Below are 13,826 nucleotides of genomic sequence, written 5' to 3'. Positions count from 1 at the left end.
GAGGTGGTCCCACGACCTCGCAAGGCCGGCGCCAGCGTCCGGCGCTTACAGATCGACCTCCCGCATCAACATCCCGACCTCGGTGTTCGTCATCCGGCGCAGCCAGCCGGACTTCTGGTCGCCCAATGCGATCGGCCCGAAGCTCGTCCGCACCAGCTTCTCGACCGGGAAGCCCGCCTCGGCCAGCATCCGGCGCACGATGTGCTTGCGGCCCTCGTGGAGGGTCACCTCGACCAGGTAGTTCTTGCCGGTCTGCTGCACCACCCGGAAGTGGTCCGCGCGCGCGTAGCCGTCCTCCAGCTGGATGCCGTCCTTCAGCTGCTTGCCCAGGTCGCGCGGGAGCGGACCCTGGATCGCGGCCAGGTAGGTCTTCTGCACGCCGTAGCGCGGGTGGGTCAGCCGGTGGGCCAGCTCGCCGTGGTTGGTGAGCAGGATGATGCCCTCGGTCTCGGTGTCCAGCCGACCCACGTGGAACAGCCGCGTCTCGCGGTTGGTCACGTAGTCGCCCAGGCACTGCCGCCCGTCCGGGTCCTCCATGGTCGAGACCACACCGGCCGGCTTGTTCAGCGCGAAGAAGAGGTACGACTGCGTGGCGACCGTCAGGCCGTCCACCTTGACCTCGTCCTTCTCCGGGTCCACCCGCACACCCTGCTCGGTGACGATCCGCCCGTTGACCTCGACACGCGCCTGGTCGATCAGCTCCTCGCACGCCCGGCGCGAGCCCATCCCGGCCCGGGCCAGCACCTTCTGCAGCCGCTCGCCCTCCTGGTCGCCGAACGTCTTCGGCGTCTTGATCTGCGGCTTGCTGTGCCGGGCGCGATTGCGCTCCTCCACCTGCGCGTCGTACTCACGGGGCCGCGCCGGAGCCTGCCCCCGGCCGCGCTGCTGCTGGCCCTTGCCGCCGCCCTTCGGGCTCGTACGGGGACCGCCCTTGGCGCCGCCGCGGGCCGCCGCGCCGCGGCCCTTGCGCTCGCCGCCGCGCTCCGGGGCGCCGGAGCCACCGCGTCCGCCGGAACCGCCCTGGCCACCGGAGCCGCCCCGGCCCGCGCCCTCGCCCACGTCGTAGCGGCGCTCCTCGGGACGGGGCCGGCCGGCGCGCTGCTGCCTCTCGTCCCTCTTGTTGCCCGCACCCCGGTAGTTGCCCCTACCGGCGTCCCTGTTGTTCCTGCCGCTGCTTCGCATCAATGATCCGTCTGAGAGTCGCCGCTGTCGTCTACGTCGAACGACGGAACACCTTCCCGGGAATCGCCCTCGACCGCCTCCGCCTCCGGGAGGAAGGGAGCGAGCTCCGGGAGCTCGTCCAGGCCGCGCAGGCCCATCCGCTCCAGAAAGTAGTTCGTCGTCCTGTACAGGATCGCACCTGTTTCGGGTTCCGTCCCCGTCTCCTCCACCAGACCCCGCTGGAGGAGGGTGCGCATCACGCCGTCACAGTTCACACCACGTACGGCCGAGACACGCGAACGGCTGACCGGCTGACGGTACGCGACCACGGCCAGAGTCTCCAGCGCGGCCTGCGTCAGCCGGGCCTGCTGCCCGTCCAGCACGAAGCTCTCCACCGCGTCCGCGTAGGCAGCCCGGCTGTAGAACCGCCAGCCCCCCGCCACCAGCCGCAGATCGAAACCGCGCCCCTGCCGCGTGTAGTCCTCCGACAGCTCCCGCAGCGCCAGCGCCACCTCACGACGGGGCCGCTCCAGCACCCTGGCCAGGTGCTCCTCGGTCACCGGCTCGTCCACGACCATGAGCACCGCCTCCAGCGCGGGCCGCAGCTCCAGCTCCGCGACACCCAGCGCGCCGACCGGTGCGTCCTGCCCGTCAAGGCCGCCGCCCACGATCCCCTGCGCCTCGCTCACTCCGCGTCCCCGCCTTCCTCGCCCGCCGCGGCCTGCGGCCCGGCCTCACGATCGAACTCGTCCGTGACCACCGGCTCGGCCTCCGCACCGCCCGTCCACCGGACCGTCAGCACCCCCAGCGCCTGCTCCTGGTCCAGCTCCACCACCCGCTCCCGGTACAGCTCCAGCAGCGCCAGGAAGCGCGCGACGACGGTGAGCGTGTCCGGCGCGTCCTCCGCCAACTCCGCGAACGCGGCCGAACCGGCCGCGCGCAGCCGCGCCACCAGCACCTCCGCCTGCTCCCTGACGCTCACCAGCGGCGCGTGAATGTGATCCACGTACACCTGCGGCTTCGCCTTGGGCTGCATGGCCTTCACGGCCAGCCTGGCGAACCCCTCGGCCCCGATGCTGATCACGACCTCGGGCAGCAGCTCGGCGTGGTGCGGCTCCAGTCCGACGGTGCGGGGGTAGCGGCGCCCCTCGTCCTCCAGCCGCTCGCTGAAGATGTCCGCGACACGCTTGTACGCCCGGTACTGCAGCAGCCGCGCGAACAACAGGTCACGCGCCTCCAGCAACGCGAGATCCGCCTCGTCCTCCACCTCGGCCGCGGGCAGCAGCCGGGCCGCCTTCAGGTCGAGCAGTGTCGCCGCGACGACCAGGAACTCGGTGGTCTGGTCGAGGTCCCAGTCCGGCCCCATGGCCCGGATGTACGCCATGAACTCGTCCGTCACCTTGGACAGGGCGACCTCGGTGACGTCCATCTTGTGCTTGGAGATCAACTGAAGCAGCAGATCGAACGGCCCCTCGAAGTTCTCCAGCCGAACGGTGAACTTCCCGTCACCGGCCTCACCGTCCGCGAGTGACGGGGCGTGGTCTTCGGTGGTGGGCATCGTGATCCAGGGGAAGGCGCGGGCTCGACCCCAAAGCGTAGCGTTCCCGGGGGCAGCCGAATCTCATAGCGCGCCCACTGGTGGGGCGCGCCTTGGCGCCTAGGGTTCGGTGGGTGGGGGCTCGGGGCCCCGCAGGGGTCACTCCTCGGCGCCGGGAGTCAACCCTGTGGTCATTCGTAACCGGGGTCTCGGCCGTCCTGCGGGGAGACCCCTACGTGTCCCCGAGCCCGCGCCGTTTGCGGCTTTCCCGCCACCGTGGCTGGGGTCTTACAGACCCCCGGCGCGGGCTTACGCACGACGCGGAGGCGCCCCCGGCCCTGCGCTTACGTACCGTGAATGTGACCACAGGGTGGGCGCGCACCAAGGTCATCTTTCACCTCCCCCCACCGGCCCGCACCCGCCAAACCGGCGGGAGGGGGTGTGCAGGGGGACACTCCCCGCAGGACGACCGTAGCCCCGGTCACCAATGACCACACGGTTCACTCCAGGCGCCGAGGAGATGGCCCCCTGCGCACCCCCGCCCCCACAAACAAAGCAAACGCGTATCCGCGCGAAGCGCGGGCCCGGTACCCCCCACCCGCCGTGTCAACGGCCCCGCAACCGCCGCACCAAAATACTCGCATCCCCCCGAGACTCCAGGTCCGCCAGAACCACCGCCACCGCCTCCCGCACGATCCGCCCACGATCGACCGCGAGCCCGTGCTCGCCACGAAGCACGAGGCGGGCGTGTTCCAGGTCCATCAGTTCCTCGGCGGACACGTACACGGTGATCTTCTCGTCGTGCCGCTCCCGCCCACTGGGCCGCCGGTTCGCGCCGCGCCCCCGGCGCCGAGCCGGAACCGTGCCGCCGTCCGTCGCGTCGGCGGATGCGGATTCCTGCCGGCGGCGCCCCTTCGGGACAGCCGCCTCCGCGCCGCGGCCGCCGTGCTCGGCCGGCGCCGAGCCATCCGGCTCGCCCCGCCGCGGGTTCGTTTCCTCGGCCCGCGAGGGCGCCGAGGGCACCGAGGACTCCGAGGACCCCGAGGGCTCCACCGTCTCCGCGGGCCCCACAGGCCCGCCCGGCGCGGGCACCCGCGGCGCATCCCCGTTGACGGCGCCTCCGGGGCCACCCCCGTTCGCCGCGGCCGGACCATTCGTCTTGCGGGGCGCCGGGGACTGCAGCCCCGACCCCCCGGTCGTGCGGAACAATTCGTCGGCTCCGGGCAGACTCACTCGGCGTGACACCGGGCGAGCACCTCCCTGGCCAGCTGACGGTAGGCGGCGGCGCCGACGGAGTTGGACGCGTACGTGGTGATGGGTTCACCCGCGACGGTGGTCTCGGGGAAGCGCACCGTACGGCCGATGACGGTGTGGTAGACGTGGTCGTCGAACGCCTCGACGACGCGTGCCAGGACCTCTCGGCTGTGCACGGTCCGCGAGTCGTACATGGTCGCCAGGATGCCGTCGAGTTCCAGGTCGGGGTTGAGCCGCTCCTGGACCTTCTCGATGGTCTCGGTGAGCAGTGCCACACCGCGCAGTGCGAAGAACTCGCACTCCAGCGGGACGATGACCTTGTGAGCCGCCGTCAGCGCGTTGACGGTCAGCAGACCGAGGGACGGCTGACAGTCGATGACGATGTAGTCGTAGTCGGCCATCAGCGGCTTCAGCGCGCGCTGGAGCGTCGACTCGCGCGCGACCTCGCTGACCAGTTGCACCTCGGCGGCTGACAAATCGATATTGCTGGGGAGCAGGTCCATGTTCGGGACCGCGGTCTTCAGCAGCACCTCGTCGGCCGACATGCCCCGCTCCATGAGCAGGTTGTAGACCGTCAGGTCCAGTTCCATCGGGTTGACGCCGAGCCCGACGGACAGTGCGCCCTGCGGGTCGAAGTCGACGAGCAGTACCCGCCGTCCGTATTCGGCGAGTGCGGCGCCCAGATTGATGGTCGAGGTGGTCTTTCCCACCCCGCCTTTCTGGTTGCACATCGCGATGATTTTGGCGGGGCCGTGGTCCGTCAACGGTCCTGGAATCGGGAAGTAGGGAAGCGGGCGTCCCGTGGGGCCGACGCGCTCGCGGCGCTGCCGGGCGGCGTCCGGAGCGAGCGTGGCCGCGTATTCGGGGTCCGGCTCGTACTCCGCGTCCGGGTCGTAGAAGTGCCCCTCGGGCAGGTCGTCGTAGTCGGCGAGCCGGGTGGGTTCGGAGCCGCCCCGGTCGCCGGCCATGGCGTTCACGTGATGGCCGTCCATGCTCTGGTGGGCTGTCGTCGTGGTGCTCTGTTGGGTCGCGAAGGTGTGGACAGCGACGGAGCCGACAGCCTGGAGCCCCGAGGGACCCTGGCCCCGTGCAACCGCTCCTGGTCGACCACCTCCGGGAGTAAATGTCGACTCATTCACAAGTCGTCTTACCTCCTTGGATGTGACCAGGAAACTTATCGATAGGTCAGCGTGGCACTATGCCGACGGTTGGCGACTCTATGGCGTGTCGGGCGTTCGCAGCAACACAATCCGCCGGACCCGGCCCGATGTGTCGGCAATCGAACATGCCGATGTCAAGGGTGCAGGCAGCATCAGCGCAAGGTTTCGAGGGTGTGCGAATCGGTTAAACGGTTACGTTCTCGGCGAGTTGAGGACCGCCCGTGCGGTTTCGGGCGTGCGGCGTGTCGGCGAACGGCCGCGGCCGGGCCTTGCGGACAAGGCCCGGCCGGCAAGTGCGTCATTGACGCGTGCTATTGACGCCTCAGCCGAGGAGCGTGGTCAGGTCGGTGGCCTCCAGGCCGTGCGCCTCGGCGACCGGGCCGTAGACGACCTTGCCGTCGTGGGTGTTCAGGCCCTTGGCGAGGGCGGCGTCGCGGCGCAGCGCCTCGACCCAGCCGTTGTTGGCCAGCGACACGATGTACGGCAGCGTGGCGTTGGTCAGCGCGTAGGTGGAGGTGCTGGGCACCGCGCCGGGCATGTTGGCCACGCAGTAGAAGACCGAGTTGTGGACCTGGAAGGTCGGCTCGGCGTGGGTGGTGGGACGGGAGTCCTCGAAGCAGCCGCCCTGGTCGATGGCGATGTCGACAAGGACACTTCCGGGCTTCATCTTGGCGACCAGCTCGTTGGTGACCAGCTTCGGGGCCTTGGCGCCCGGGATGAGCACCGCGCCCACGACGAGGTCGGCCTCGACGACGGCCTTCTCCAGCTCGTAGGCGTTGGAGACGATCGTCTGCACCTTGGTGCCGAAGATCCGGTCCGCCTCGCGCAGCTTGTTGATGTCCTTGTCGAGCAGGGTGACGTGGAAGCCGAGGCCCACGGCGATCTGCACCGCGTTCCAGCCGGAGACGCCGCCGCCGATGACGACGGCCCTGCCCGCGGCCACGCCCGGCACGCCGCCCGGCAGCACACCGCGGCCGCCGGCCTGGCGCATCAGGTGGTAGGCGCCGACCTGCGGGGCGATGCGGCCCGCGACCTCGGACATCGGGGCGAGCAGCGGCAGCTGGCGGCCCGCGGTCTCCACCGTCTCGTAGGCGATGGCGGTGGTGCCGGACTCCAGGAGGGCGTCGGTGCACTCGCGGGAGGCGGCCAGGTGCAGGTAGGTGAAGAGCGTCTGGTCCTTGCGGAGGCGGTGGTACTCCTCCGCGATCGGCTCCTTGACCTTCAGGAGCAGGTCAGCGGTGGCCCAGACCTCATCGGCGGTGTCGAGGATCTCGGCGCCGGCCGAGACGTACTCCTCGTTCGGGATGGCGGATCCGAGGCCGGCGTCCTTCTCGATGAAGACCTGGTGGCCGTTGCGGACCAGCTCGTGCACACCGGCAGGCGTGATCGCCACCCGGAACTCGTTGTTCTTGACCTCGCGGGGGATGCCGACCTTCACGTCGATCACGGTCCTTGTAAGAGAGCTTGCAGGAAAAATCCATGCATGCGAGGCATGCCGGGACTGACCGCGGTGTCCGCGGCCTGGCCAGTCTATTTAAGGATTCTCTGTTGTCTAGCCTTGCAAAGCATCAATTACTGAGAGGAGCACCACCGATTTCGTAGGTCACTGTGGGTGATCTGAGAGGAGACGTTCCCCTATACCCCGATGCAGCCGTGCGGCGGCGGGGTCGCCGAGCCGGTCGAGGGTGTCCGCGATCCGCAGCTGGAGGGCCGCCTCCAGGCGGCCGTCCCGGGCCTCGGCGGCCAGCGAGAGGGCCGCGGTGCAGGTCCGCAACGACTCCTCGGGCCGCCCCGCGTACTCCTGCACCCGCGCGACCTCGCCCAGCGCGCGCGCCTGGCCCGCCACATCCCCCAGCCGCCGGTACGCGCCGTAAGCCGCCCGCCATTCCTTGAGTGCCGCGCCCCACCGCGCCGCATAGGTGTGCACCGCGCCGATCCGGCCATGCAGCCGCGCCCCGTCCGCGTTCTCGCCCCGGGTCAGCCGCAGCTCCAGCGCGCGCCCGTACCAATCGGCGGCTCGCTGCCAGTCCCCCAGCTCCGTGTACGTGCCGCCCAGCGACTCCAGTGCCCGTACCGTCGCGATGGGGTCCCGGACCTCGCGCGCCGCGTTGAGCGCGCCCCGGTAGCGGGCCATCGCGTCCGTGGTCCGCCCGGCCTGCGCGTCGAGGTCGCCGAGGTTGAGCAGCGCGGCGGCCTGTTCCCGCGCCAGCCCGCGCCGCTCGGCGACCTCCAGGACCAGTCCGTGCAGCCCGTAGAGATCGGGTGCGGCGGCCTCGGCGCCCTGGTGGGCGATGAGCGTACGGACGATCGCGGCCATCAGCCGCCGGTCCAGGGTGTCCAGCTCGCCCTCCTCGACGGCGATCCGGGCCGCCTCCAGGAGGGCGGGGCGGCGGCTGCGCAGCCAGGCGGCGGCGGACGCGGCGGAGGCGAAGCGCAGCGAGCGCGGCAGCCCGGCGACCTTCTGCCGGGCCGGTGATCCGGCGGGCTCCCCGAGCGCCCGGCAGGACTGGAGCAGCCGTACGGTGCGCTCCAGCATCCGGGCCCGGGCGAGCTGGATCTCGGCGGGCCGTTCCTTCGCGTCGAGCGCGGCGCGCACCAGGGGCGCCAGGCAGCCGGGCAGCGCGTACTGCGCCTGGAGCCCGGCGCTCCCGGCGTACCCGGAGCCGTGTCCCCGCGGGTCGGGCTCCGCGGCTTCCGTCCCCTCTTCCGGGACCGGCCGCATCAGCCCCCGGGCGGCGAAGTCCCGCAGGGCCGCCTCGGCGGCGGCGACCGAGCAGCCGGCGAGCGCGGAGGCGATGTGCGCGTCGGCCAGTCCGGCCGGGGCGAGGCTGAGCAGCCGTAGCGTACGGGCGGCGACCGGCGGCAGGGAGTCGTACACGAGGCGGAACGCGCGGGCCAGGGGCCGGCCGCCGGCCGGTTCGCCGGCCTGTTCCGGCACCTCGCGCAGCGCCTGGAGCAGGTCGGCGACGGAGGACTTGGGCCGTTCGGCGAGCCAGCCGCCCGCCAGCACCAGCGCGGCGGGGCGGCCGCCGCACTCCTCGGCGACGGCGTCGGCGGAGCGCGGGTCGACGGTGATGCGGGTGGGGCCCGCGTACCGGCTGAGCAGGGCGACGGCGGACGCGTTGTCCAGGCCGCCCAGGGTGCACGGCCGGACGTCCGTGATGCCGGTGAGCGGGCCTTCGGAGACCGCGACGACCAGGCAGCCGGCGGCGTCCGGCAGCAGCGGTTCGACCTGCTCGGCACCGGCCGCGTCGTCCAGCAGGAGCAGCGCGCGGCGCTCGGCGAGGGCCGCGCGCAGCGCCTCGGTCAGCTCGTCCTCGGCGGCGCCGGGCTGGACCGGGGCGCCGAGTTCGGTGAGCAGGTCGCGGGCGACGAGGTCGAGGGGGACGGGGCCGCCGCCGGGGGTGGTCAGGGCGGCGCGCAGTACTCCGTCGGGGTAGTCGTCGGCGAGTTGCCGGGCCAGTTCGGCGGCGAGGGCGCTGCGTCCGGAGCCGGGCCGCCCGGCGATCAGCAGGACGCGGCTGCGGGCGCCGCGACGGCCGGAGAGGGTGTCCAGGCCGGTCCGGGCGATGTCGGCGCGCAGGGCCTGCAGCTCGCGGCGGCGGCCGATGAAGCCGCCGGGCGCGGTGGCGGCGGCCGGCACGGTCCGGCGGGTGGGCGGGCGGCGGGTGCCGGGGCGGCCGGCGGCGCGCCCGGCGGCTTCATCGGCCGCGCCGTCCGCGTCCGGCCCCGGACGCTGCCGTGCCGCCGTCGCGGGGCCGCCCGCCTTCCCCGGCGGGACGTGTCCCCCGCCCACCGCCTGATCCGTCACGGGTCGCTCCCGTCCACCTGCGCTAAGAGCCCGCCGCGGTCGCCAACGGGAACGCTGTCGAGCGTAGTTCACGACCCGTCACACGCCCGGTGGAGCACGGCGGCGGGGTCACCCGTCCGGATCAGATCATCATCGGACCGCGCGGGTACGGACGGGTGAACGCGGCGTGCCCGGGGTGTACGTCCGGGCCCGGGGTCATGCCTCGAACGGGCGGGCCGGCCAGGGCGCGTCGGCCGGCCGCAGCGCGTCCAGGCCCTCCCCCGCGCGGGCGGCGGCCAGCGCGAGCACCCCGACCACCAGGCAGTTGTTGTGGAGTTCGCCGGCGAGCGCGCCGCGCACCAGGTCGGCGACCGGGACCCGTGCCAGCTCCATGTCGGCCTCCTCCTCGGACGCCTCGAAGCGCTCGCCCTCCACCTCGGACAGGTCGCGGGCCAGGAAGATCCGTACGGCCTCGTCGCAGCCGCCGGGGGTGGTGTAGACGTCGGTCAGCACCCGCCAGTCCTCGGCCTTGACGTGTGCTTCCTCGTACAGCTCGCGCTGGGCCGCGCGCAGCGGGTGCTCGCCGGGGACGTCCAGCAGTCCGGCCGGGACCTCCCAGAGCTTGTGGCGCACGGGGTGGCGGTACTGGCGCAGGACCAGCACCCGGTCCTCCTCGTCGAGCGCGACGACGGCCACCGAGCCGGGGTGGACCTGGTAGTCGCGGGAGACGGTGGAGCCGTCCGGCATGACGACCTGGTCCGTGCGCATGCTGGTCTTCTTGCCGGTGAAGGGCGTCGCGGTCGCGGTGACCCGCCACGCTTCCGGGGTGTCCTGGATGGCCATGTACGTGTATGTCCTTCCGCAAAGCAGTCGACCGGGGTACCCGGTCCATGACGGACCGGGTACCCCGGTCAACGGTACCCGTCGGCGATCGGCTCATCCGTGCCCGTCCGCAGGTGGGAGGGCCGGCCGCCTAGGGGGGTCACGCCTTGGCGGCGCCCTTCTTGCCGGCGGCCGCGCCGGTCTTGCGCTCGACGGCCGCCTTCACCAGACCGGCGAAGAGCGGGTGCGGGCGGGTCGGGCGGGAGCGCAGCTCCGGGTGCGCCTGGGTGGCGACCAGGTAGGGGTGCGTCTCGCGCGGGTACTCGACGTACTCGACCAGCTTGTTGTCCGGGGAGGTGCCGGAGAACAGCAGGCCGGCCTTCTTCTCCAGCTCGCCGCGGTAGGCGTTGTTGACCTCGTAGCGGTGGCGGTGGCGCTCCTCGACGTACGGCTGGTCGCCGTAGACCTCGCGCACGATCGAGCCCTCGGCCAGCTTGGCCGGGTACATGCCCAGCCGCATGGTGCCGCCCATGTCGCCCTCGCCGGCGACGATGTCCATCTGCTCGGCCATGGTGGAGATGACCGGGTCGGCGGCGGCCGGGTCGAACTCGGTGGAGTTCGCGCCCTCGATGCCGGCCAGGTTGCGGGCCGCCTCGATGACCACGCACTGCAGGCCCAGGCACAGGCCGAGCAGCGGCAGCTTGTTCTCGCGGGCGTAGGTGATGGCGCCGACCTTGCCGTCCACGCCGCGGTCGCCGAAGCCGCCGGGGATGCAGACCGCGTCGCAGTCGGCGAGCTGCTGCTTGGCGCCGGCCGGGGTCTTGCAGTCGTCGGAGGTGACCCACTTGATCTTCACGCGGGCCTTGTTGGCGAAGCCGCCGGCGCGCAGCGCCTCGGTGACCGACAGGTAGGCGTCGGGCAGGTCGATGTACTTGCCGACCAGCGCGACCTTCACCTCGTGGTCCGGGTTGTGCACCCGGTCCAGCAGGTCGGCCCACACGGTCCAGTCCACGTCGCGGAACGGCAGGTCCAGCTTGCGCACGACGTAGGCGTCCAGGCCCTCGGCGTGCACGACCTTGGGGATGTCGTAGATGGAGGGGGCGTCCGGGCAGGCGATGACGGCGGCCTCGTCCACGTCGCACATCAGCGAGATCTTGCGCTTGATGGCGGTGGGCACCTCGCGGTCGGCGCGCAGCACGATGGCGTCCGGCTGGATGCCGATGTTGCGCAGCGCCGCGACCGAGTGCTGGGTCGGCTTGGTCTTCAGCTCGCCGGAGGGGCCGATGTAGGGCAGCAGCGAGATGTGCACGACGAAGACGTTGTCCCGGCCGACCTCGTGGCGGACCTGGCGGACGGTCTCCAGGAACGGCAGCGACTCGATGTCGCCGACGGTGCCGCCGACCTCGGTGATGACGACGTCGACGTCCTCGTGGGCCAGGCGCCGGATGCGGTGCTTGATCTCGTTGGTGATGTGCGGGATGACCTGCACGGTGTCGCCGAGGTACTCGCCGCGCCGCTCCTTGGCGATCACGGTGTTGTAGACCTGGCCGGTGGTGACGTTCGCGGAGCCGTCGAGGTCGACGTCCAGGAAGCGCTCGTAGTGGCCGATGTCCAGGTCGGTCTCGGCGCCGTCGTTGGTGACGAAGACCTCACCGTGCTGGAACGGGTTCATGGTGCCGGGGTCGACGTTCAGGTACGGGTCGAGCTTCTGCATGGTGACCCGCAGGCCCCGCGCCTTGAGCAGCGCACCCAGGCTGGAGGCGGTCAGGCCCTTGCCGAGCGAGGAGGCGACGCCCCCGGTGACGAAGAGGTGCTTGGTCGTCGTGGATTTGGGCGGCATGGCCAAGAGGGGGCTCCCGTGGTCGCGTGGTGAAGAGGTGCGAGTCGGCCGCGCCCTGCGCTGGTCAGGGGTGCCTTCGCTGCGGTCGGGGGTGCCGTGTGACTTGCGCCGGGCCCACCGGTCCACGGGGTACCAGGCTATCAGCGCCCGGGCATGGTCGCGCCCGGCGACGCTCCCGGCGCCCGGCCCGCGCCGCTCACCGCGGGGTTCCGCGGCGCCGCACGTGACCGAGGCCACCCGTTCGGCGCAGTGCCGTTCTCCCGCAGCGGCAAGCGGATCACTGTCCTCCGTCGTATCCTGCTCGGACACTCGCTAGGGCCGTCCGGCAAGGCACCACCCCCGCCCGATTTCCGGACTCGCTGCTCGGCGGAGTTTCATGGGCAGGACGGACAAGATCACACGTCCCATGGGGGGCGTCACTCCAGTTCGACGGGAGATGCACGTGGCCGGGCGCATCGAGGACTACGCACTCATCGGCGATATGCAGACCGCCGCTCTTGTGTGCCGGGACGGCACGGTGGATTGGCTGTGCCTGCCCCGCTTCGACTCACCCGCGGTCTTCGCAGGACTGCTGGGCACGGAAGAGAACGGTTTCTGGCGGCTGGGGCCCGCGCACGGGCCCGACGGCGCGCCGGTGCCCGCGGACCGCCGCCGCTACCGGGGCGACTCGCTCGTCCTGGAGTCCGAGTGGGACACCCCGCGCGGCACGGTGCGGGTGATCGACTTCATGCCGCCGCGCGAGGACGCGACACCGCAGCTGATCCGTATCGTCGAGGGCGTCAGCGGGCGGGTGCCGATGCGTTCGGCGCTGCGCATGCGGTTCTCGTACGGCTGGGTGGTGCCGTGGGTCCACAAGGTCGACGAGCGCACCGTCGCGGTCGCCGGGCCCGACTCGGTGTGGCTGGACACGGACGCCGAGACGTACGGCAAGGACCTGACGACGTACGCGGACTTCACCGTCGGCCCGGGCGAGCGGATCGCCTTCACGATCAGCTGGCAGCCCTCGCACAGCCGCCCGCCGCACGTCCCGGAGCCGGAGGCGGCGCTGGAGGCGACCGAGGACTTCTGGCGCGAGTGGGTGGACCACTGCACGTACCACGGCCCGTACCGGGACGCGGTGGTGCGCTCGCTGATCACGCTCAAGGCGCTCACGTACGCGCCGACCGGCGGCATCGTCGCCGCGCCCACCACCTCGCTGCCCGAGGACATCGGCGGCTCGCGCAACTGGGACTACCGCTTCACGTGGCTGCGCGACGCGGCGATCACCCTGTCCTCGCTGCTGCGCACCGGCTACCGGGAAGAGGCCCGCGCCTGGCGCGAGTGGCTGCTGCGCGCGGTGGCCGGCGACCCGGAGAACCTCCAGATCATGTACGGGATCGCGGGCGAGCGGGAGCTCGGCGAGAACGAGCTGACCTGGCTGACCGGCTACGAGGACTCGCGGCCGGTCCGGGTCGGCAACGGCGCCGCCGGACAGCTCCAGCTCGACGTGTACGGCGAGGTCACCGAGGCGCTGCACCTGGCGCACAACACGGGCCTGGCCCGCAACGACTACGCCTCGCTGCTCCAGCTCAAGCTGATCCAGTGGGTGGAGAAGCACTGGGACGAGCCGGACGAGGGCATCTGGGAGGTGCGCGGCCCGCGCCGGCACTTCGTGCACTCCAAGGTGATGACGTGGGTCGCGGTGGACCGCACGATCAAGCTGATCGAGTCCGGTGACGTGGACGGCCCGCTGGACCGCTGGCGGCAGCTGCGCGAGACGATCCACCGGGAGGTGTGCGAGAAGGGGTACGACAAGGAGCGCAACACCTTCACGCAGTCCTACGGCTCCAAGGAGCTGGACGCCTCGCTGCTGCTGATCCCGCAGATGGGTTTCCTGCCGCCGGACGACAAGCGGGTGATCGGCACCATCGAGGCCATCCAGCGGGAGCTGGGCACCGAGGACGGCTTCATCCTGCGCTACCCGACCTCGGGCGAGGACGCGGGCGTGGACGGCCTGGAGGGCGACGAGGGCGCGTTCCTGGCGTGCTCGTTCTGGCTGGCCGACGACCTGGCGATGATCGGCCGGGTCGAGGAGGCCCGCATCCTCTTCGAGAAGCTGCTCTCGCTCCGCAACGACCTGGGCCTGCTGGCCGAGGAGTGGGACTCCCGGCTCCAGCGCCAGGTGGGCAACTTCCCGCAGGCGTTCAGCCACGTTCCGCTGATCGACACGGCGCTGCGGCTGACGGCCAGCGGGGCGTACGGCGGGTAGCCGGGCTCCACGGA

10 protein-coding genes are annotated in these 13,826 nt (G+C 71.8%); 1 reads left to right on the top strand and 9 read right to left on the bottom strand.

Features of this window, described 5'->3' with window-relative positions:
- Nucleotides 1-45: 45 nt before the first annotated feature.
- From CP973_RS12870 to CP973_RS12830, 9 genes are all read right to left on the bottom strand, one after another.
- The gene (locus tag CP973_RS12870; RefSeq protein WP_150240318.1) at nt 46-1,182 is read right to left on the bottom strand and encodes a pseudouridine synthase; all 1,137 of its coding nucleotides are present in this window, start codon (nt 1,180-1,182) and stop codon (nt 46-48) included.
- The gene (scpB, locus tag CP973_RS12865; RefSeq protein ID WP_150240315.1) at nt 1,182-1,850 is read right to left on the bottom strand and encodes an SMC-Scp complex subunit ScpB; all 669 of its coding nucleotides are present in this window, start codon (nt 1,848-1,850) and stop codon (nt 1,182-1,184) included. The genes CP973_RS12870 and scpB overlap by 1 nt, the downstream gene beginning before the upstream one ends.
- Nucleotides 1,847-2,719 carry a segregation and condensation protein A gene (locus CP973_RS12860; protein ID WP_150240312.1) on the bottom strand — a complete coding sequence of 291 codons (873 nt, stop codon included), beginning with the start codon at nt 2,717-2,719 and terminating at the stop codon, nt 1,847-1,849. Before CP973_RS12860 ends, scpB begins: the two co-directional genes overlap by 4 nt.
- Before the next feature lie 585 nt (nt 2,720-3,304).
- Nucleotides 3,305-3,931, bottom strand: a complete 627-nt coding sequence (locus CP973_RS12855; protein WP_150240311.1) for a hypothetical protein — start codon at nt 3,929-3,931, stop codon at nt 3,305-3,307.
- A complete protein-coding gene (locus CP973_RS12850) occupies nt 3,928-4,944 on the bottom strand; it encodes a ParA family protein (protein WP_030671551.1) in 1,017 nt (338 codons plus the stop codon). The genes CP973_RS12855 and CP973_RS12850 overlap by 4 nt, the downstream gene beginning before the upstream one ends.
- Before the next feature lie 490 nt (nt 4,945-5,434).
- Nucleotides 5,435-6,550 carry an alanine dehydrogenase gene (ald, locus tag CP973_RS12845; protein ID WP_150243503.1) on the bottom strand — a complete coding sequence of 372 codons (1,116 nt, stop codon included), beginning with the start codon at nt 6,548-6,550 and terminating at the stop codon, nt 5,435-5,437.
- A gap of 165 nt (nt 6,551-6,715) precedes the next feature.
- Complete coding sequence (locus tag CP973_RS12840; protein ID WP_150240309.1) at nt 6,716-8,923, bottom strand: tetratricopeptide repeat protein; 2,208 nt, start codon at nt 8,921-8,923, stop codon at nt 6,716-6,718.
- 195 nt (nt 8,924-9,118) lie between these two features.
- Entirely contained in the window at nt 9,119-9,745 is a 627-nt protein-coding gene (locus CP973_RS12835) for an NUDIX domain-containing protein (RefSeq protein WP_150240307.1), read from the bottom strand.
- A 139-nt stretch (nt 9,746-9,884) separates the two neighbouring features.
- Nucleotides 9,885-11,564, bottom strand: coding sequence for a CTP synthase (locus tag CP973_RS12830; RefSeq protein ID WP_150240305.1), 1,680 nt, complete (start codon nt 11,562-11,564; stop codon nt 9,885-9,887).
- A gap of 436 nt (nt 11,565-12,000) precedes the next feature.
- Between CP973_RS12830 and CP973_RS12825 the strand changes: the two genes are divergently transcribed.
- Nucleotides 12,001-13,812 carry a glycoside hydrolase family 15 protein gene (locus tag CP973_RS12825; RefSeq protein ID WP_150243501.1) on the top strand — a complete coding sequence of 604 codons (1,812 nt, stop codon included), beginning with the start codon at nt 12,001-12,003 and terminating at the stop codon, nt 13,810-13,812.
- Nucleotides 13,813-13,826 lie beyond the last annotated feature (14 nt).

The organism is Streptomyces albofaciens JCM 4342, from assembly GCF_008634025.1.
GTDB classification, from domain to species: Bacteria; Actinomycetota; Actinomycetes; order Streptomycetales; family Streptomycetaceae; genus Streptomyces; species Streptomyces albofaciens.
Note: the sequence above shows the minus strand (reverse complement) of the source record. Positions and strands in the feature narration are given on the sequence as shown.